A 19,421-nucleotide genomic window follows, 5' to 3' on the forward strand; every position below is an offset into this window, starting at 1 on the left:
TCCGTTTAAATTTTATCCATCATAAGAATGGATTTTCAATTTCACCCGCTTCGGGACGTTCCAGTTTTTCAGGTAAGTTTGGGCATTGCTCCAATGCTGCCACGACCTCATTAATCATAGCTTGCAAGGCTTTAGCTGCCTGTAACCCTGCCTGATCCTTACTGATTTGCAAATTGCCATAGACATTGATGCAATCGAGATCATTTTCTAAGGTTAGATCATAAATGGCGTGTGATTCAGTGCCATTTTGAAACGGTTTAAACATTGAATTCACCTGAGCGTGAAGGGGCCATACTTTGCATCTTAACCCAGTTTAAGATTTCAACAACTGTAAAATATATTGCAACAGTGCTTCAATCAACTGCTTCACAATTGCATCTTGGGTTTCTGTGTCAATACTGGCACCTGAAGCAGGACTGCTGCCTGAGCGTTTAAATTCGGTCTGTAAAGCTTGTAACTGCTCGGTAGGCACCTCTTCAGCACATTGGCTTTCTGCATCCCAATGCGAATATGCAATTGGCGTATTGGCTTTGACAGCATTCGCGGTCAGTGGCAATTTGTAAGTATTTCGCTTTTGCTCTTCGCTTAATTGTGGGAATAAATTGATGCCCAACTGTTCTTCTAAATAGCAGACACTGACCACTTTCACCTGTAGTGAGTCATTATTCGGTGCATAGTAAGCACCAATCGCCCCAGTTTTCGGCATATACACGGCTTTATATACTGCAGTCGGCACAATCACACCCTGCCCAATCGTTTTTAGACGTTTGGTATTGAAGCTTGGCCCTGTAATCACATACACATCTTGCTTTTGTTTGGTCACCATTGCACGGGTGGCTTCTTCAAGTTCACGCCAGACTTGCTGATTATTTTTAGGTGCTTGCGGCACAATATTGGCCAGAGAAAAACTATCAAACTGCGCGGCCAAATTGGTCATATCTGCATTTGGCGCCATGTGACCACGGTCATAGCCCGAACCACGATAATCCTGTAACGTCGCACGGTGTTCTGCCTTAACCCGTGGTTCTTCATGAAAATTATCTTCACGTGGAATACGCTGATTAAAACGTGCAGGGGTTAATGCTTCAGCCACCCATAACGGCGTTTTGGATACACCTGAATACATCACACTAAAATCATTAAAACATAGCGGATAACTGTCTTTTTGCAGGCTAGCTTTCAGTAAATATGGCGGTACTTCCCTATAAAACGGAGTCAGGCATGCACCGTTGCCTGTACTTGGAATCAGCGACATCCACTGACTTACTTTTTCCTGACCAAAGGCAATCGCGAAGCTGCCTGTTGCCACAACACCCAGCAGTACTTTTAAACTATTTTGATTGAAAATTTGAGTCCAATGTTTTTTGGAATTGCGCCGTTTTCTTGCCATAACCCTTACTGTAACTTCGCTCTAGATCCGCAGAGGATGCTCGAGCTTAACAATCCACTTACAGCTTGTATATGAAGTCACTCTTGTTCGTTTAACAATTAAACAAAAGTCCGCATATAACCCTACAAAAGCCCCACACAGCCTGAGTTTTAGGCAAGTTTGACATCAGTCTGAGGTAGTTTTAGTAGGTTTGATTGCAACACTTTTGGCAAATCTGCCAAGCTCATGCCACCCAAAATACAACAAATACCGCCCCTATTTTTTAAGCGGTATGCGTAATGATTTAAAAATAGTTTTGATGGAGTCAAACATGCGTTTTCATCTTTTTGCTTTCGGTTTAACCAGTTCCTTGATGAGCATTTCTGCCTTTTCAGAACCACCCATTCAAACGGGCGATACTTTAGAAAGCCTGTCTAAAGTCAAAATTCAGACCAGTATTAATGGGCAAGTAGGCTCTTTAGAGGAATTGGTAGCCAGTGGGCAAATCCGTATTGTGCAAAATGCTGAACCCCAAGCTGTGACGCATACTGAAAATACGCCACCGATGACTGCACTCCCGAACGCAGTTGATCAAGAGATGATTGCACAGCCTGAGGCTTCTGTGCCTGCTTCTGCCAGTACCGAAACAGCTATACAACATGCCACACAAGCAGAACAGGTGAGTGAGCAACACACCGCTACGCCATCTGCCCCGTTACTGTCTTCTTCGGCAGATTTACCGATTAATGCAGGTGATGATTTAGAGATCAGCGCAGAAACTTTACAGACTACACCTCAAGCGACAGCAACCAACATGCCTGAACATGCTGCGGCCAATATGCCAAGTGAATCTATACCTGAAACAGTTGCCCCTGCAGCACAGGATACAGATGTAAACGCCGAGCAACCGAACTCTACAGAACAATAATATTGCTGTCTTCAATATCGACATCTTCCCAATTTTTTGATTTGAAAGATCAGAAAATTGTAAAAATAAAAAACCAGCACATGAGGTGCTGGTTTTTAGCCTTGCATGAGTCAAATTTAAATCTCGATTTGACTGCCCAATTCAACCACACGGTTGGTTGGAATTTGATAAAAATCACTTACAGGACTGGTATTACGCTGCATAGAAATAAACAGTTTTTCACGCCATGGTGACATACCATCACCCACGGTATGCACAATACGATCTCGCGAAATAAAGAAGCTCATTTGCATCATATCAAACTCAAATTCGAGCTGGTTGTAAGCTTGTTTTAAAGCACGCGGAATATTCGGCTGATCTTTAAAACCGTAATACATACTAATCCGATAGAAACGATCATCCAGCTTTTCGACCTGAATCCGATCTTGCTGTGCCACAAATGGAATATCGCGAGTAATCACCGTCACCATGATATTACGTTCATGCAGCACCTTATTGTGCTTAATATTGTGCAACATGGCATGCGGTACAATGTTTGGCGTACCTGTCAGGAAAATCGCATCTCCTGGTACAAATTTGGTTTCATTACCCATGCTGACACTTTGAATAAACAGATCAATCGGCAAGGCATCTTTTTCCAAACGCTTAATGACTAAGGCACGACCATCTTTCCAAGTCATCAAGATGGTAAACATGACTGCACCAATTAAGATTGGGACCCATCCCCCTGCGACAATTTTGAGCGAAGTTGACGCCACAAAAATTAAGTCCAACGTTAAAAATGGCACCGCAAACAGGGCAACTTTCCACATAGGCCAGCGCCAAAAACCATAGGCCAAAATTGAAATTAAAATCGTGCCGCAAAGCATGGTCATGGTCACGGCCACACCATAGGCACTGGCTAAATTGGCACTGTTTTCAAATAGCAAAATTAAAATCAGCACCGAAATAAATAAGGCCCAGTTAATAAATGGCAAATAAATTTGCCCACGCTCTACATCGGAGGTGTGGCGTACCGTCAGGCGAGGTAAATAACGCAATTGAATGGCCTGATTGACCATTGAAAAAACACCTGTGATCACAGCTTGAGACGCAATGACAGCCGCAGCTGTAGCGAGCCCAATCATCGGGTATAGACCCCATTCTGGTACTAGCATATAAAATGGGTTTTCAATGGCTTCTGGGTTACGCAATAAAAGCGCACCTTGTCCTGCATAATTCAGTAATAGACAAGGCAAGACAATGACAAACCAAGCTAGACGAATTGGCATGCGACCAAAATGCCCCATATCGGCATACAGCGCTTCACCACCAGTCATGGTCAGAATCACAGCACCCATGGTTAAAAATGCCACAAAGGGTTGTTGTACCACAAAGTTAAAGGCCCAATGTGGGCTTATCATGGCCAATACAAATGGGGTTTGGATGATGCTGAGCAAGCCTGCACCACCAATCGCAAAAAACCACAACAACGTTAAAGGGCCAAAAAATTTGCCCATGGTGCCTGTACCATGACGCTGCACCATGAATAATCCCGCTAAAATACCGATCGAGAGTGGTACTAACCATTGGTTAAATACAGGCGTGGCAATGCTCAGCCCTTCAATAGCAGACAGCACAGAAATTGCGGGAGTGATAATGCCATCGCCAAAGAACAGGGATGCACCAATAAAGCCAAGTGCAATCAGGAAGATTTTTTTATCTTCAGCAATGCGGGTTGTTCGCAGGTTCAATGCCAGTAACGACATGATCCCACCCTCACCATTGTTATCGGCACGCATGATAACGGTGACATATTTGAAGCTAATGGTGAGCATCATGCACCAGAAAATCAGGGATAAAATTCCTAAAACACTGGCTTGGGTAATTGCAAGATGAGCCGTTAAAAAAGTTTGTCGGAAGGCGTAAAGCGGACTGGTTCCAATGTCCCCAAATACAACTCCGAGTGCAGCCAAAGTAACAACGGGTAAGGCTGCTTTTTTTGCAGTACTTTGCATAGGTGTCTTCAATTTAGACGGTATTTTTGAGAATCATAGCACTACGTTATAAGTTTTTCTCTAAATCAAATGTTTCAACTTGGCTTTATGCTATTTTTTGGTTATTATCCACCGCCTATGGTGAAGTGTCCGAGTGGCTGAAGGAGCACGCCTGGAAAGTGTGTATACGTTAATAGCGTATCGAGGGTTCGAATCCCTCTTTCACCGCCAAATTTCATTATCATGTAGTCACATGATGTCTTAGAAGGCTTAAATCCAAAGGGTTTAGGCTTTTTTTATGGCCAATATAAGGTGAGTAGCGATCATCACCCAATAAAAAACCGCTGTTCAATCTTCAAGATCAATACAGCGGCTATTAAAATCAATCTTTTACAGATCAATCACATTTTCTTTTCTTCAATATTTAAAGCATTAATTGCCAAAACTGCCTGAGTACGATTTTGCACACCCAATTTACGGAAAATAGCCGTTACATGCGCTTTAATGGTAGCTTCAGAAACATCTAACTCATAGGCAATTTGCTTGTTCAATAAGCCTTCTGCCACCATCATCAATACACGGAATTGTTGCGGAGTTAAAGATTGAATGCGTTCGGCCAAAGCGGTTTCATCTGCAGCACGAGGGTCAAAACTTACGTTGGCAGCCAAGTTTGGTGGTAACCAAATTTCACCTTCCAGTACCTGACGAATAGCTTCTCCAATATGGCTTGGATGTGCCGATTTTGGAATATAGCCCATTGCACCATGCGCAATAGAACGCTGAATAATCGATGCTTCTTCGTGAGCAGACACCACAATAATCGGGATAGATGGATATTGCGCACGTACATGCACTAAAGCAGAAAAGCCCGATGCACCTGGCAAATTCAAATCTAATAAAACAAGATCAGGCTCAGGCCCATTTTCCAAACGCTCATACAATTCATTCACTGCAGCAGTTTCATGAATTTGAGCTTGCGGTAAGCTATAACGAACCGCCTGAATTAAGGCATGACGAAACAGCGGATGATCATCAACGATTAATATATTCATAACAGACGTGAGAGATCTTGTGCACAGTTCTTCTATTCTAACCACACAAGTACAATGAAGGATATGCAAGATATGACTTTTTTGCATTTATTGTGCAAGAAATCACAGAAAAGTGTGTATTTTTTATGACATCCCCTGTCAACACGTCTCGAATATACAACAAGACGATGGTCTAACTACATTGAATCCAATAGTTATGCACACGTTTCAAAAAATTATCCACAGCCATAATCAATTCATATTGCAGCGGATAAGATAAATTCAAATAAAGACTTTCAAAAAGCTATTCGATAGAGCAACAAACCTACCTTTTAAAAAATATTAATTTCAGTGATAAACCCTAAGGCGGGTGCGCCTTTGGCCAGTGATGATGATCTTTCTTTTACATGCGCTTAAAATCACAGGGGCATTACAGTTTGTGCAAGACAAAAAAGAAGGGCTGGATCATGTCATTTTAGAAGGTGGCATTGGCTTTTCAGGTGGGCAACGTCAGGCCTTATTACTTGCACGCTTATTGATTCGCCAACCAAATATTTTGCTGCTAGATGAACCTACCGCTGCAATTGATGATATTTCCGAAAAACAATTGATTGAGCATTTAAAAGGCTGGCTAGGACAGCGTACTTTGGTGATTGCGACCCATCGTCGGGCGGTTTTGGAATTGGTAGATCGAATTATTGTCATGAATGATGGAAAAATTGTCATGGATGGGCCACGTGATCAGGTCTTAAGTCAATCTCAGATAAAAGCTAGCCCTGCGTCGGGAGTAAAAGCATGAGCGAAAAAGAACTTAACCCTCAGCGAGTGATGAAACTGACCGATCTTGAACCTGAATTACCTAAATCCAGTGTTTTTATCTGGCTGATTTGTATTGGTTTGCTGGTCTTACTGGTTTGGGCATGGGTGTTTAAACTTGAGGAAGTCACGACGGGTACAGGCAAGGTCATTCCTTCATCTAAAGAGCAAATTGTGCAATCTTTGGAAGGTGGTATTTTAACTCAGCTGCACGTCCGTGAAGGTGAAATTGTCAAGCAAGGTCAAGTTTTAGCACAACTCGACCCAACGCGTTTTGCCTCGAATGTTGGTGAGTCCACATCATTATTGCTCGCAGCACAGGCCACAGCTGCACGCCTGCGCGCAGAAGTGAATGGCACCGCCTTGTCTTTCCCTGCCGAAGTATTAAAAGAGCCGCAACTGGTCAATGAAGAAACAGCATTGTATCGCTCACGCCGCGCCAATTTAGAAGAATCTTTGTCTGGACTAAAACAAGCTCTGACACTGGTAGAGCAGGAACTGGCCATGACCGAACCGTTGGTTGCCAAAGGTGCTGCTAGTGAGGTGGAAGTACTGCGTTTAAAACGTGAAGCCAATAATTTACGCAATCAAATGAGTGATGTGCGCAATCAGTATTATGTGAAATCACGTGAAGAACTGGCCAAAGCCAATACCGACATTGAAACTCAGGCACAAGTGGTAAAAGGCAAATCAGATAGCTTGAGCCGCACGCTGTTTAAATCACCTGTACATGGCATTGTCAAAGAAATTGATGTGATGACTTTGGGCGGTGTCGTTCCGCAAAACGGCAAGCTGATGACCATTGTACCGCTAGATGAACAACTGCTGGTCGAAGCACGAATTTTGCCGCGTGATATTGCATTTATTCGCCCTGATCAAGACGCTTTGGTGAAAATTAGCGCCTATGATTATTCAATTTATGGTGGCTTAAAAGGCAAAGTAACCGTGATTTCGCCCGATACCTTGCGAGATGAAGTCAAACAAGATCAATTTTATTATCGGGTCTATATTCGTACTGATTCCGACCAACTGAGCAATAAAGCAGGTCAAAATTTTAGCATCACCCCGGGTATGGTTGCGACCGTGGATATTAAAACTGGAGAAAAAACGGTATTGGATTATCTCATCAAGCCATTTAACAAAGCCAAAGAAGCCTTACGTGAGCGTTAAAACAATCTGACTTTATCAAAATTTTATTTTACCCTAACAGCAACAGCGCTTTAGACAGGATTGGTCACATCCTGTCTAAAGTGAGCATCCTATTATTTGGAACAGCATCTAGTGACGACACTCACCCTAAAGGCTTGATTTACTGGATGCGCTCAGTTGCTGGTTTTTCTAATTCCTACCGCACTCCAACTGCCTAAATAATCTACACCAAACAGTAAAATAACAATTTACGCCCCTTTGCAAGCCTTGCTGCACTGTGTATAACCATAAGTCACGCAATGCAAATGATAAGCATAGGCAAAACAGGGCAAAAAGCGTTAGACTATGCGTCTATGTCAGTAAAATGTCGTTCCAGACAAATCAGAAGGTGAAGGTAGATGCCGCTCAATACTGTTGAAGAGCTCGTAGCAGATATCCGTGCAGGAAAAATGGTCATCCTGATGGATGATGAAGACCGTGAAAATGAAGGCGATTTAGTCATTGCCGCGACTCACGTTCGCCCTGAAGATATCAACTTCATGATTACGCATGCACGTGGTCTTGTGTGTCTGACCTTAAGTCGTGACCGTTGCCAGCAATTGAACCTACCTTTAATGGTCGATGCCAACGGTGCGCAACATGGCACAAACTTTACCTTATCCATTGAAGCTGCTGAAGGCATTACGACCGGTATTTCTGCCGCAGAACGTGCGCATACCATTCAAACTGCAGTCGCTGCACATGCCAAGCCTGCCGATATTGTTCAGCCCGGGCATATTTTCCCACTCATGGCACAGCCAGGTGGCGTTTTGCACCGTGCCGGTCATACCGAAGCAGGTTGTGACCTTTCCCGTTTGGCAGGTTTAGAGCCAGCATCGGTAATTTGTGAAATTATCAATGAAGACGGCACCATGGCGCGTCGTCCAGATTTAGAAGTTTTTGCTGAAAAACATGGCCTCAAAATTGGCACCATTGCAGATTTAATCCACTACCGTATGACCAATGAGCAAACTGTAGAGCGTCTAGATCAGCAAAGCATTGACACCGAATATGGCACGTTTGACTTGTATCGCTACCGTGAATTGGGTAACCCAGATATTCACTTAGCATTAGTCAAAGGCGAGCCTAAAGAAGGCGTGACCACAGTCCGTGTGCATGGTTTTAATCCAACACGTGACTTGCTCAAACTAAACAAAGCAGACGGTTCCGCAACTTGGAATTTAGACCGTTCGCTTAAAGAAATTGCAGACAGCGAACGTGGTGTTTTGGTGTGGATTGGTCAGGGGCAGTTACAGGACTTGGGCCCAGCCCTAGATAGCCTAAAAACCCCGAAACAGGGCAAAGCCAATGCTGCATTGTCTCAGCAATATCAAACCATTGGCGTGGGTGCACAAATTTTACGTGATTTAGGCGTTGAAAAAATGAAGCTGCTCAGCTCACCATTACGTTTCAATGCTTTATCAGGCTTTAACTTAGAAGTGGTGGAATACGTCACCGCAGATCCAACATCAGAGAAATAATCGAGGTTGCTATGGCAATTCGCCGTATTGAAGGTTTATTACATCTCGCTAGCGAAGGCCGTTATGCGATTTTAGTCGGTCGTTTTAATAGTTTTGTGGTTGAGCATTTGCTTGATGGCGCAATTGACACATTGAAACGTCATGGCGTATCAGAGGATAATATCACCGTTGTTCATGCACCAGGCGCTTGGGAACTTCCTGTAGTCGCTAAAAAATTAGCTGCATCGAATGGTTATGACGCGATTATTGCACTCGGCGCAGTGATTCGCGGTAGCACACCACACTTTGACTTTGTTGCAGGCGAATGTGCCAAAGGTTTAGGCGTGGTGGGTTTAGATACAGGCTTACCTGTGATTAACGGTGTATTAACTACGGACAGTATTGAACAAGCGATTGAACGCTCTGGAACAAAAGCAGGTAATAAAGGAAGTGAAGCTGCCTTAACTGCAATTGAAATGGTTAACTTGTTAAAGGCTATTTAACGCTATGTCGCAAACACTTCAAGCCACTTATGCAGCAAAACGTAAAGCACGTCGTTTTGCTGTGCAAGGTATTTATGAATGGCAGATGAGCCGCAATCCAGTGCATGAGATTGAAGCACGTACCCGTGTGGAAAACGCCATGCACAAAGTGGATCTTGGTTATTACCATGAATTGCTGACTCAAGTGGTTGCCAACCATGAAGCATTGGATGCATTACTGGTGCCTGTTCTTGATCGTGATATTCAAGCGCTCGATGGTGTTGAACTCGCTACCTTACGTTTAGGTGCGTATGAGTTAGAACAACATCTAGAAATTCCATATCGTGTGGTATTGGATGAAGCGATTGAACTGGCCAAACACTTCGGCGGTGCAGACAGCCATAAATACATCAATGGTGTATTAGACCGTCTTGCCAACAGCTTGCGTGCAGAAGAAAAGCAACAAAGCAACTAATTCAAATTATTGAGTCGATTGTTGTATGGCTGAGTTTTCTATTATTGATACCTATTTCAACAGACCGCATCCCGATGCTGTCGATATAGGTGTCGGTGATGACTCAGCCTTGCTTACCCCCCCCCCCCAACAACAGCTGGTGATTTGTGCCGACACGCTCATCGCAGGACGACACTTTCCCCTAGACACCTCCCCGCATGCCATTGGCTGGAAAGCCGTTGCAGTAAATTTATCGGATATTGCAGCGATGGGTGCAACTCCGCACAGTATTTTATTGGCCTTGAGCCTACCCCAAATTGATCACGATTGGCTAAAAGGCTTTAGTCAGGGTTTACACGATTGTTGCGATCAATTTGGCGTGCGCTTAATTGGTGGCGACACGACTCAGAGTCCACATCTAACCATTACTATTACCGCACTTGGCTGGATTGAACACGGACAAGCCATTGCTCGTTCTGGTGCTCAAGTGGGCGATTACATTTGTGTCAGTGGACAAGTTGGTGATGCTGCCTTTGGGCTTAACCATCTTGAACACCCTTTAAAACAGCGTTTGGACTATCCAACACCACGCTGCCAACTTGGACGACAGCTCAAAGGGTTGGCTTCAAGCATGATTGATGTTTCAGATGGCTTAGCTCAAGATTTGGGACATATTCTAAAAGCCTCTCAGGTGGGCGGATGTATTGAACTCGATCAACTGCCTATAGATGCTGCATTAACCGAATTGCCACAACAAAAGCAGTGGCAATATGCTTTGGCTGGTGGCGATGACTATGAGTTATGCTTTACAATAAGCCCGCAAAATTATCAGCAACTTTTGCAACAAACCTTAGATACCCCTATTCATATTATCGGTAAAATTAACAATCAAAACCGCTTAAGCTTTGAACAGAATGGCGTAGATCGTTCACTTCATTTTCATGGATACCAACACTTTGCACAAACCCGAGATTAATTTCAAAGCCATGTCTTGGACTGACCGACTGATTGTATGGTGTGGTGTTGGTTTCGGTTCAGGTCTACTACCTAAGGCGCCTGGTACTTTTGGCTCAGCCTTTGCCCTGCTGTTTATTCCAATCTGGTTCTTTCTTGGTTTTATTCCAAGCCTTTTTGCCATTGCTATGATGTCCCTGGTTGGCATATATATCTGTGGACGTACCGCACAAGTCATGGGCGTGCATGATGATGGGCGCATTGTCTGGGATGAGTTTGCAGGACAATCCATCACCTTCCTCCCCCTGATTTTTATTGATCAAATCAACTGGGTTTGGGTGATTGCAGGATTTGCCCTGTTCCGACTATTTGATGTGTGGAAACCATGGCCGATTCGCGTGATTGACCGTAAAGTCGAAGGCGGTTTTGGCATCATGCTGGACGATATTATTGCGGGTCTTTGGGCCGCATTATGTATTTATATTTATTTATCTTTTACTTTGGTTTAGCCATCACTAGGATTCAACATGTCTACCACCGTGATTATTCTTGCTGCAGGTAAAGGCACGCGCATGCGTTCAAATTTACCAAAAGTATTACAACCTCTTGCAGGACGACCTCTTTTGGGTCACGTGATTGATACCGCAAAAAAATTACAAGCCGATCATATTATTACCATTTACGGTCATGGCGGTACTTTGGTTCAAAATGCTTTTACGCATGAACAGATACAGTGGGTCGAACAGGCTGAACAGCTGGGCACAGGTCACGCAGTCAAAGTAACTTTGCCTGTTTTACCACGTGAAGGTGTATCACTGATTTTATCGGGAGATGTACCTTGCATTACAGAGCAAACCCTACAAAAGCTGCTCGATGTTTCACGTGAAACCCAAATTGGATTGGTGACACTCACCCTTGCCGATGCCACGGGTTATGGTCGTATTGTGCGTGAAAACGGTAAAATTCAAGCGATTATTGAACATAAAGATGCATCTGAAGCACAGCGCCAAATTCAAGAAATTAACACGGGTATTTACTGCGTCAGTAATGCCAAATTACATGAATGGCTGCCAAAACTAAGCAATAACAATGCACAGGGTGAATATTACCTGACCGATATTGTGGCGATGGCAATTGCCGATGGTTTAGAAGTTGCATCGGTAAAACCCGAACTGGCTTTTGAAGTAGAAGGCGTGAATGACCGTGTACAATTGGCTGCCTTAGAACGTGAATTCCAGAACTTCCAAGCCAAGCAACTTATGCAACAAGGTGTGCATTTAATTGACCCAACCCGTTTTGATTTACGTGGCAATCTCCATGCAGGTAAAGACGTTCGCATTGACATTAACGTGATTATTGAAGGTAATTGCGAACTAGGTGATGGCGTAGAGATTGGTGCAGGTTGTATCCTCAAAAACACCAAAATTGCTGCGGGCACTAAAGTTCAGCCGTATAGCGTATTTGACCAAGCGGTTGTAGGTGAAGATGCGCAAATTGGCCCGTTCTCACGTTTACGCCCGGGTACAATATTGGCCAATGAAGTGCATATTGGCAACTTTGTTGAAGTGAAAAACAGTCAAATTGGTTTAGGCTCCAAAGCCAACCACTTTACCTACTTAGGGGATGCCGAAGTGGGTGCAGGCAGCAATATTGGTGCAGGTACGATTACTTGCAATTATGATGGTGCCAATAAATTTAAAACTATTATTGGTGACCAAGTCTTTATTGGTTCAAATAGTTCATTGGTTGCACCTGTCACCATTGCCAATGGTGCAACGGTAGGCGCAGGTTCGACCATTACCCGTGATGTTGCAGAACAGTGTTTAGCTGTGGAACGTTCTAAACAGTTCACTAAAGAAAATTATCAACGTCCACAAAAATTGAAAAAATAAGAGGAAGTTCCTATGTGCGGTATTGTCGGTGGCGTTGCAGAACGTAGTATTACCAATATCCTCATTGAAGGTTTAAAGCGTTTAGAATATCGCGGTTATGATTCCGCAGGTTTGGCATTGATTAGTCAAGGTCAGGTCTTGCGTGAGCGTCGTGTCGGTAAAGTAGCAAATCTTGAGCAAGCAGTACTAGATTCTCAAATAACAGGTTCACTCGGTATTGCGCACACGCGTTGGGCAACACATGGTAAACCGACTGAAAACAATGCACATCCGCATATTTCTGGCAATGTTGCTGTCGTACACAACGGTATTATCGAAAATTATCAAGAACTGAAAGACGAGCTGGAAACTTTAGGCTATGTGTTCAGTTCTCAAACGGATACTGAAGTGGTTGCCCATTTGGTCGACCATGCTCTTAAAACTGCACCGAGTTTATTGGCTGCGGTACAGCAAGTCGTGCCACAACTGAAAGGTGCTTATGCACTTGGAATTATCCATACCGATTATCCAGATGAGTTGATCACTGTGCGTGAAGGTTCGCCTTTGGTGATTGGTGTCGGTATTGGCGAAAACTTTATCAGTTCAGACCAATTGGCATTATTGCCAATTACCAACCGTTTCATGTATTTGGAAGAAGGTGATATTGCCCGCTTAACCCGCCACAGCATTGAAGTTTTTGTAAATGGTCAAACGGTTCAACGCCCTGTAAAAGAGCTGGATGCCACTGTAAGCAATGCATCAAAGGGTGAATATAAACACTATATGCTCAAAGAAATTTATGAGCAACCTGAAGCCATTCAACAAACCATTTCGCAAGCCTTGAATGGCAATGCTTTACGTGAAGATTTCCTGAAAGATGCTGAAGGTGATTTTGCCAATATCCAACAGGTACAGATTATTGCCTGTGGGACTAGCTACCATGCGGGTATGATTGCAAAATACTGGTTTGAACAGCTGATTAACTTGCCATGCCATGTAGAAATTGCCAGCGAGTACCGTTACCGTACGCCAGTCATTGTGAATAACACGTTGTATGTGTGCATTTCACAATCAGGTGAAACTGCAGACACTTTAGCCGCCTTACGTGATACCCAGAAACGTGCTGCGGCAAAAGACTTAGACATCACCACCATGACTATTTGTAACGTGGCGACTTCATCTATGGTACGCGAAACCAACCATAGCTTGTTGACACTTGCAGGACCTGAGATTGGCGTGGCATCGACCAAAGCCTTTACGACACAGTTGGCAGCGCTGATGTTATTGGTGTTAAAAGTAGGTCTGGTGAAAAATGCAATGAGTGCAACAACAGCTGCGGAAATTATTGCAGACCTGTGGCACACACCTAAAGTGATTTTAGACACTTTGCAAAAAGATACTGCAATTTTACGTTTGTCTGAGTTGTTTGTAGAGAAAAATCACTGCCTATTCTTAGGTCGTGGCACACAATTCCCAATTGCTTTGGAAGGTGCACTGAAATTAAAAGAAATTTCATATATTCATGCAGAAGGTTATGCTGCTGGTGAGTTAAAGCACGGCCCATTGGCTTTGGTGGACAATGACATGCCTGTGGTGATTTTGGCACCACAAGATGACATGCTGGACAAACTCAAGTCGAATATGGAAGAAGTACAGGCACGTGGTGGTGAATTATTTGTCTTTGCAGATGAGCATAGCGGGATTCCTGCAGACAAAGAGCGTCAGCATGTCGTGTATGTTCCACAAGTCAGTTCATTGCTTGCGCCAATTGTGTATAGTATTCCTGTGCAATTGCTGTCTTACCATGTTGCTGTGTTACGTGGTACAGATGTCGACCAGCCTAGAAACCTAGCAAAAAGTGTAACTGTAGAATAATATCCATATTATTCAATGATTTAAACTTAATTTATTGATTTTAGATCAATCTCAATCCGCAGTCTGCTTATTAAAAAATCAGCCTGCGGATTTTTTATGTCTTCATCTTTTCTAAACAGGTGCATTTAGCGCAAGAATCAGAACCTGTCTGATTCATACCATTTGAATGATCCAAAAAATACAAGTTTAAAGTCCATAGCAGGATGAATTTTTAAAAATGTTGCTTATTTATGCAAACAATACAGACGAATGCAAAAAATGATTGACCCGATTTTTGCATCATGTATTATACACCGCATGCGGGAATAGCTCAGTTGGTAGAGCACAACCTTGCCAAGGTTGGGGTCGCGAGTTCGAGTCTCGTTTCCCGCTCCAAAATTCTAAAAGCCTCAGTCGAAAGATTGAGGCTTTTTTTATTGATTTTATTCAATATTTTTCTTCATAAGAGATCTTTATTCTTAAAAAAGTAAGTTTACAAAAGTGCTATATCCAAATGGTGACCAAATGGTGACCAAATGGTGACCAAATGGTGCCTTCAATAAATCAAAAAGATAAGAACCCCTTTCTAAAACTGCCTAAAAAATTATTCCACCGAAAATCTCTATGTCATTAGACTTCTATTATTTTCAATTCAATATTTTTCAAGATCAAATAGGATCGTGACCAAATTTGGTGACCTTAATTTCATAAATATTTCATCGTATTAAGATTCTTCAGCTTGTAATTTCAGAAGATCTCCTACCTCTACATTTAATAATAAACAGAGCTTCTCAATAGTTTCAAAATCAATACGAGTCGATTGACCATTATAAAGTTTATGCAGAGTGGTTTTACTCATCCCTGTTTCACGCGCAACATCCGCAACCTTCATTCTGCGTTCTGCTAATAAAACTGGTAAATTGCAAACTATCATTAATTACCACCATTGTGTAATAAAGTACTTGCATGATGTATTAAATGCTTATAGTATTGCATTGTGATCTTAAATAACATCATTGTGATACTTATTAAAAGGATATACATATGAACTTCACGTATCTTACTACAAAAGAACTTTCGGAACGAATTCATTACAATGAGCGTACTATCAGAAATCAACTGAAAGATAGCGTCTTAATTGAAGGCGTTCATTACATTCGCCCATTTGGTGGGCGCAAAATTCTTTATGTTTGGGAACGCATTGAGGAAGATATGACAAAAACCTCGTTCGGCTCTCTTCATAGCCTACAACTACAATAGGAGTTCAATCACATGGCCTCAATCCGTACAAGATACGGCAAGCTTACAATTGATTTTCGGTACTTAAATAAGCGTTGCCGTGAAACAACTGCAATGGAAGATACACCTAACAATCGTAAAAAACTTGAAAAAGCGATTGAACGTATGGAAGCTGAAATGCTCTTAGGTGTATTTGATTATGCAAAATATTTTCCCAAAAGTGCTCGACTGGCAGAAATTAAAGCTGCTGAAAACCAAATCAATGCAGTGAGTTCTAAAGCACCTGTTTTTTCAAAGTACTGTGAAATATGGGTTGCTGATAAAGAAATAGAATGGCGTAGCAGCTATGCAGAAAAAATTAGAATTGTTATTCGAAAATATTTAACTCCATATTTCGGAACAATTCCTGTTATTAACATCAAAAAGTCAGACATCCTTGGATTCCGTTCATCCCTCGCCAAAGTGACATACGGAAATAACCAAGAATGCCTTTCACCATCACGAATCAATCAGATTATGACAGTACTTCGTATGATACTAGATAGCGCATCCGAACGATATGATTTTGATAACCCTTACAAAAACATAAAAAGTTTGAAAGAAGGTCGGATTGAAGTCACGCCTTTCTCACTTGAAGAAGTTCAGCGAATTATTACATCTGTTCGTGACGACTTTAAACCTTATTACACCATCCGCTTTTTTACGGGTATGCGCACCAGTGAAATCGATGGCCTTCAATGGAAAAATATCGACTTGCAACGTCGTGAGATCCATATCCGTGAAGCGTTAGTGAATGGTGTTCTTGGTGGAACCAAAACGTATGGTTCTGACCGCATGATCCAGATGAATGACCGAGTGTACCAAGCCTTTCTGCAACAGAAAAGCCTCAACAACGGAAAATCGGACTTCGTCTTCTGCAACCATGATGGCGGTCCTCTAGACTACCGTTTAGTTAATAAGCGTGTATGGCACCCTATCCTGCGCTTTTTAGGATTAACGCCTCGTCGTGCTTATCAGACACGTCATACAGCAGCAACGCTCTGGCTGGCGGCAGGTGAAAATCCAGAATGGGTCGCTCGCCAATTGGGGCATTCAACCACTGAAATGTTGTTCCGGGTCTATAGCCGCTACATTCCGAATGTTACCCGTCGCGATGGCAGTGCTTTTGAAGCCATGCTGGAGAGACTCACTACCGAGGAGCTTGCACATGAACAATAAAGCTTTCCTTGGCGGTGTGGTGGTCAGCCATGAAGCAGATAGGGTCGCGCGTGAACTCATTCATGAGTTACACATTCCCAAACTGCACAATCTGGCCTTTTTGCTGGAAATCAATAAATGCTTCGATGATCACCAGGCGTTGAGACTTTGGCTACAGCGAATGCTGGATGATGGACAAGCCCATTACGACGACTTGGCCCAACAGGCTCGCCTTCGGTTAATGAGCTTAGCTCCTTGATCTAATAAATATACAAGGTCATCCAATCGATGACCTTAGCCCCTCTATCCCTATAAAAAAGGTGAACACATGCATAAAGATATTTCAATTTGGATGCCACTCTATATTGGCGACCTACAGGCGAAATTTGCACGAATGACAGCAGAACAAATTGGTGCGGCACTGCTGTTAATGATGGATTTCTGGAAAAATGGTGCCATTCCTCACGACCTAGCGACTGTATGTAGCATCACGAAATTACCGCAGCACACCAAGGCTAAAACTTTGTTAAATACGCTGATGGCCCTAGAATTGTTTGAAGTCGAGTCTGAGCAGATTCATTCAAATTTCTTAAGCAGTTTAAAAAGCCAGGCATTGCAAAATCAGCAAATGAAATCTGATAAAGCTAAAAATGCAGCTCAGGCACGTTGGGGGAAATCCGCTAGTAATGCTCAAGCATCAACCAAGCACCGAAAAGTTAATGCTCAAGCAGCTCCTGAGAAGAGCTCGAGTATTACTCAAGCCATGCTTGAATCATGCCCTTCATCTTCATCTTCATCTTCATCTTCATCTTCATCTTCATCTTCATCTTCATCTTCATCTTCATCTTCATCTTCATCTTCATCTTCATCTTCATCTTCATCTTCAAATTTTGAAGAAAAAAATGAGAGTTTTTTAGAAAATTCAAAGTGGATTTAGGAGATCAGTCATGAATACCATGCTCAAAACACTCCAGTTTCGCGCAGAAACAACGGAAACACTTTGCGCTACCCATAATATACCCCTAATGGAAATTGCTGGTCACAGGCTCTGTAAATTGTGTGCCAAAGAAACTGTTCATCACTCACATGCAGCCTATGAGAATGAACTGCAACAGCGATTGCTACAACAGAAAATTAAAAATTCAGGGCTCAATAAACGCTACCTGGATCGGGGCTTCAAGAATTATGTAGTTGCATGCCCTGCACAAGACAATACCATCAAACTATGTCAGGCCTTTGCACAGCAGATTATTTCTGACCACAACCCGAACATGTTGATGATTGGTACACCAGGTACAGGTAAAACCCATCTGAGTGCATCAATTATTCGTAACATTCTACATAACAGTACAAAATCTGCACGCTACTATACCAGTGCAGAAATTGCTCAAAAAATGATGGACACTTGGTCAGATGCTTCACGCTCTGAAAAGGAAGTCATCGACCATTTCTCCAGCTTTGATTTATTAGTGATTGATGAATATGGCCTGCATGACCGGCATGAAAAACGCCTGGAGATGGTACATAAGGTTTTGTATAGTCGTTATGACAACATGAAATCTACCCTTCTGATTTCCAATTTCACAGTCCAAAATATGCAGCGAGATTTAGGTATCCGATTATGGTCACGATTACATGAAAACAATTTGATTGTAGTACCGTGTTATTGGGATGATCAGCGGATAACCAAATAATACGACTCTTTACTTAAGCCAATTATCTCGCTGAAATAATTGGCTTTTATAATTAGATTTTTCAAAATTGCATTAATTGCATATTCTTATTAAATGGACAGATATTCTTATTTGAAGCTAAACACCCGTTCTTATTTGGTGGTGTTTCAAAAAGTATGCTGAAAAAAACAATATGGCTTTTGATAAAATAGAGGTATGAAAATAACGCTACAAATCAAATGCCCTACCTGTCTAAGTAACAATATAAAGAGAAATGGCATCAAAGTAGATGGGAAACAAAACCATCAATGCAAAGATTGCAAACGTCAGTTTATTGGTGATCATGCATTAAGCTATCAAGGATGTAACTCAGGTATTACCGGCAAGATATTACATTTAATGGTCAGAGGAAGCGGTGTAAGAGATATTGCTGAAGTCGAGCGTATCAGCATTGGCAAGGTATTACGAACCTTAAGTGAATCGATCTATCAGATTCAGCCTAAACAAAGCCACTACGAATGTCTTGAAGTCGATGAACTTTGGACTTTTGTAGGGAATAAGAAAAATAAACAATGGCTTATTTATGCCTACCATCGAGAATCTGGAGAAGTTGTTGCTTATGTTTGGGGTAAGCGGGATTTAGCAACGGTTCAACGTCTTAAAGCTAGACTTAAAAAGCTTGGGATTCAATATGCTGAAATTGCGAGTGATCACTGGGATAGTTTTATCACAGCATTTCAATGTTGCAAGCAAGTGATCGGTAAGTTTTTTACCGTCGGTATTGAAGGTAACAACTGTAGAATTCGTCATCGAATCAGGCGTGGATTTAGGAGAAGTTGCAACTTTTCTAAAAAGCTCGAAAATCATTTTAAAGCCTTTGATTTGACTTTCTTTTCCCTTAATAACGGATTTGTTTAACGCCAGCATAC

General features: G+C 42.4%; 20 protein-coding genes, 2 tRNA genes and 1 pseudogene. 18 read left to right on the forward strand and 5 right to left on the reverse strand.

Going from position 1 to position 19,421, the window contains the following annotated elements; translation table 11 throughout:
* Positions 1–19: 19 nt before the first annotated feature.
* Positions 20–265, reverse strand: coding sequence for a hypothetical protein (locus ACNS8M_RS12665; protein WP_136143622.1), 246 nt, complete (start codon positions 263–265; stop codon positions 20–22).
* 48 nt (positions 266–313) lie between these two features.
* The gene (locus tag ACNS8M_RS12670) at positions 314–1,390 is read right to left on the reverse strand and encodes a DNA/RNA non-specific endonuclease (protein ID WP_168526706.1); all 1,077 of its coding nucleotides are present in this window, start codon (positions 1,388–1,390) and stop codon (positions 314–316) included.
* Between the two features lie 310 nt (positions 1,391–1,700).
* Here ACNS8M_RS12670 and ACNS8M_RS12675 point away from each other — a divergent pair, with 310 nt between their 5' ends.
* Positions 1,701–2,297: a hypothetical protein gene (locus ACNS8M_RS12675; protein ID WP_419224887.1), complete on the forward strand. Its 597-nt coding sequence runs from the start codon at positions 1,701–1,703 to the stop codon at positions 2,295–2,297.
* A 116-nt stretch (positions 2,298–2,413) separates the two neighbouring features.
* Here the strand turns inward: ACNS8M_RS12675 and ACNS8M_RS12680 are convergent, their stop codons facing one another.
* Entirely contained in the window at positions 2,414–4,294 is a 1,881-nt protein-coding gene (locus tag ACNS8M_RS12680) for a potassium transporter Kup (protein WP_168419384.1), read from the reverse strand.
* A gap of 119 nt (positions 4,295–4,413) precedes the next feature.
* Between ACNS8M_RS12680 and ACNS8M_RS12685 the strand changes: the two genes are divergently transcribed.
* A tRNA-Ser gene (locus ACNS8M_RS12685) sits at positions 4,414–4,504 on the forward strand.
* Positions 4,505–4,674: 170 nt separating this feature from the next.
* On the opposite strand, the gene ACNS8M_RS12690 is transcribed toward ACNS8M_RS12685, so the two are convergent.
* Complete coding sequence (locus ACNS8M_RS12690) at positions 4,675–5,325, reverse strand: response regulator (RefSeq protein ID WP_168419383.1); 651 nt, start codon at positions 5,323–5,325, stop codon at positions 4,675–4,677.
* A gap of 336 nt (positions 5,326–5,661) precedes the next feature.
* Between ACNS8M_RS12690 and ACNS8M_RS12695 the strand changes: the two are divergent.
* The 10 genes and pseudogenes from ACNS8M_RS12695 to ACNS8M_RS12740 form a co-directional block, all read left to right on the forward strand.
* Positions 5,662–6,103 (forward strand): annotated as a pseudogene (locus tag ACNS8M_RS12695) (ATP-binding cassette domain-containing protein); the annotation flags it as partial.
* A complete protein-coding gene (locus tag ACNS8M_RS12700; RefSeq protein WP_419224888.1) occupies positions 6,100–7,290 on the forward strand; it encodes an HlyD family efflux transporter periplasmic adaptor subunit in 1,191 nt (396 codons plus the stop codon). The pseudogene ACNS8M_RS12695 and the gene ACNS8M_RS12700, both read left to right, overlap by 4 nt.
* 377 nt (positions 7,291–7,667) lie before the next feature.
* On the forward strand, positions 7,668–8,789 hold the full coding sequence (ribBA, locus tag ACNS8M_RS12705; RefSeq protein WP_419224889.1) for a bifunctional 3,4-dihydroxy-2-butanone-4-phosphate synthase/GTP cyclohydrolase II: 1,122 nt from the start codon (positions 7,668–7,670) through the stop codon (positions 8,787–8,789).
* Positions 8,790–8,800: 11 nt separating this feature from the next.
* On the forward strand, positions 8,801–9,271 hold the full coding sequence (gene ribE, locus ACNS8M_RS12710) for a 6,7-dimethyl-8-ribityllumazine synthase (protein WP_004974350.1): 471 nt from the start codon (positions 8,801–8,803) through the stop codon (positions 9,269–9,271).
* A gap of 4 nt (positions 9,272–9,275) precedes the next feature.
* The gene (nusB, locus tag ACNS8M_RS12715; RefSeq protein WP_419224890.1) at positions 9,276–9,725 is read left to right on the forward strand and encodes a transcription antitermination factor NusB; all 450 of its coding nucleotides are present in this window, start codon (positions 9,276–9,278) and stop codon (positions 9,723–9,725) included.
* Positions 9,726–9,750: 25 nt separating this feature from the next.
* On the forward strand, positions 9,751–10,680 hold the full coding sequence (gene thiL, locus ACNS8M_RS12720; RefSeq protein WP_419224891.1) for a thiamine-phosphate kinase: 930 nt from the start codon (positions 9,751–9,753) through the stop codon (positions 10,678–10,680).
* Positions 10,646–11,167 carry a phosphatidylglycerophosphatase A gene (locus ACNS8M_RS12725; protein WP_419224892.1) on the forward strand — a complete coding sequence of 174 codons (522 nt, stop codon included), beginning with the start codon at positions 10,646–10,648 and terminating at the stop codon, positions 11,165–11,167. The genes thiL and ACNS8M_RS12725 overlap by 35 nt, the downstream gene beginning before the upstream one ends.
* 18 nt (positions 11,168–11,185) lie before the next feature.
* Complete coding sequence (gene glmU / locus ACNS8M_RS12730) at positions 11,186–12,550, forward strand: bifunctional UDP-N-acetylglucosamine diphosphorylase/glucosamine-1-phosphate N-acetyltransferase GlmU (protein WP_419224893.1); 1,365 nt, start codon at positions 11,186–11,188, stop codon at positions 12,548–12,550.
* Between the two features lie 12 nt (positions 12,551–12,562).
* Positions 12,563–14,404 (forward strand): glutamine--fructose-6-phosphate transaminase (isomerizing), encoded by a 1,842-nt coding sequence (gene glmS / locus ACNS8M_RS12735; protein ID WP_419224894.1) that lies wholly within the window; start codon positions 12,563–12,565, stop codon positions 14,402–14,404.
* Positions 14,405–14,703: 299 nt separating this feature from the next.
* Positions 14,704–14,779 (forward strand) — tRNA-Gly (locus ACNS8M_RS12740).
* Positions 14,780–15,107: 328 nt separating this feature from the next.
* Here ACNS8M_RS12740 and ACNS8M_RS12745 read toward each other — a convergent pair.
* The gene (locus ACNS8M_RS12745; protein WP_084792783.1) at positions 15,108–15,317 is read right to left on the reverse strand and encodes a helix-turn-helix domain-containing protein; all 210 of its coding nucleotides are present in this window, start codon (positions 15,315–15,317) and stop codon (positions 15,108–15,110) included.
* A gap of 110 nt (positions 15,318–15,427) precedes the next feature.
* Between ACNS8M_RS12745 and ACNS8M_RS12750 the strand changes: the two genes are divergently transcribed.
* The 6 genes from ACNS8M_RS12750 (at position 15,428) to ACNS8M_RS12775 (ending at position 19,410) form a co-directional block, all read left to right on the forward strand.
* Positions 15,428–15,643, forward strand: a complete 216-nt coding sequence (locus ACNS8M_RS12750) for a hypothetical protein (protein ID WP_019837125.1) — start codon at positions 15,428–15,430, stop codon at positions 15,641–15,643.
* Between the two features lie 12 nt (positions 15,644–15,655).
* Positions 15,656–16,840, forward strand: a complete 1,185-nt coding sequence (locus tag ACNS8M_RS12755; RefSeq protein ID WP_419224895.1) for an Arm DNA-binding domain-containing protein — start codon at positions 15,656–15,658, stop codon at positions 16,838–16,840.
* Entirely contained in the window at positions 16,830–17,078 is a 249-nt protein-coding gene (locus ACNS8M_RS12760; protein ID WP_180160752.1) for a hypothetical protein, read from the forward strand. Before ACNS8M_RS12755 ends, ACNS8M_RS12760 begins: the two co-directional genes overlap by 11 nt.
* A gap of 69 nt (positions 17,079–17,147) precedes the next feature.
* Entirely contained in the window at positions 17,148–17,756 is a 609-nt protein-coding gene (locus tag ACNS8M_RS12765) for a DUF1376 domain-containing protein (RefSeq protein ID WP_419224896.1), read from the forward strand.
* Positions 17,757–17,766: 10 nt separating this feature from the next.
* A complete protein-coding gene (locus tag ACNS8M_RS12770; protein WP_317097890.1) occupies positions 17,767–18,513 on the forward strand; it encodes an ATP-binding protein in 747 nt (248 codons plus the stop codon).
* A gap of 195 nt (positions 18,514–18,708) precedes the next feature.
* On the forward strand, positions 18,709–19,410 hold the full coding sequence (locus ACNS8M_RS12775) for an IS1 family transposase (RefSeq protein WP_419224897.1): 702 nt from the start codon (positions 18,709–18,711) through the stop codon (positions 19,408–19,410).
* Positions 19,411–19,421: the final 11 nt, after the last annotated feature.

It is taken from the genome of Acinetobacter sp. A2 (assembly GCF_048537555.1).
GTDB lineage: Bacteria > Pseudomonadota > Gammaproteobacteria > Pseudomonadales > Moraxellaceae > Acinetobacter.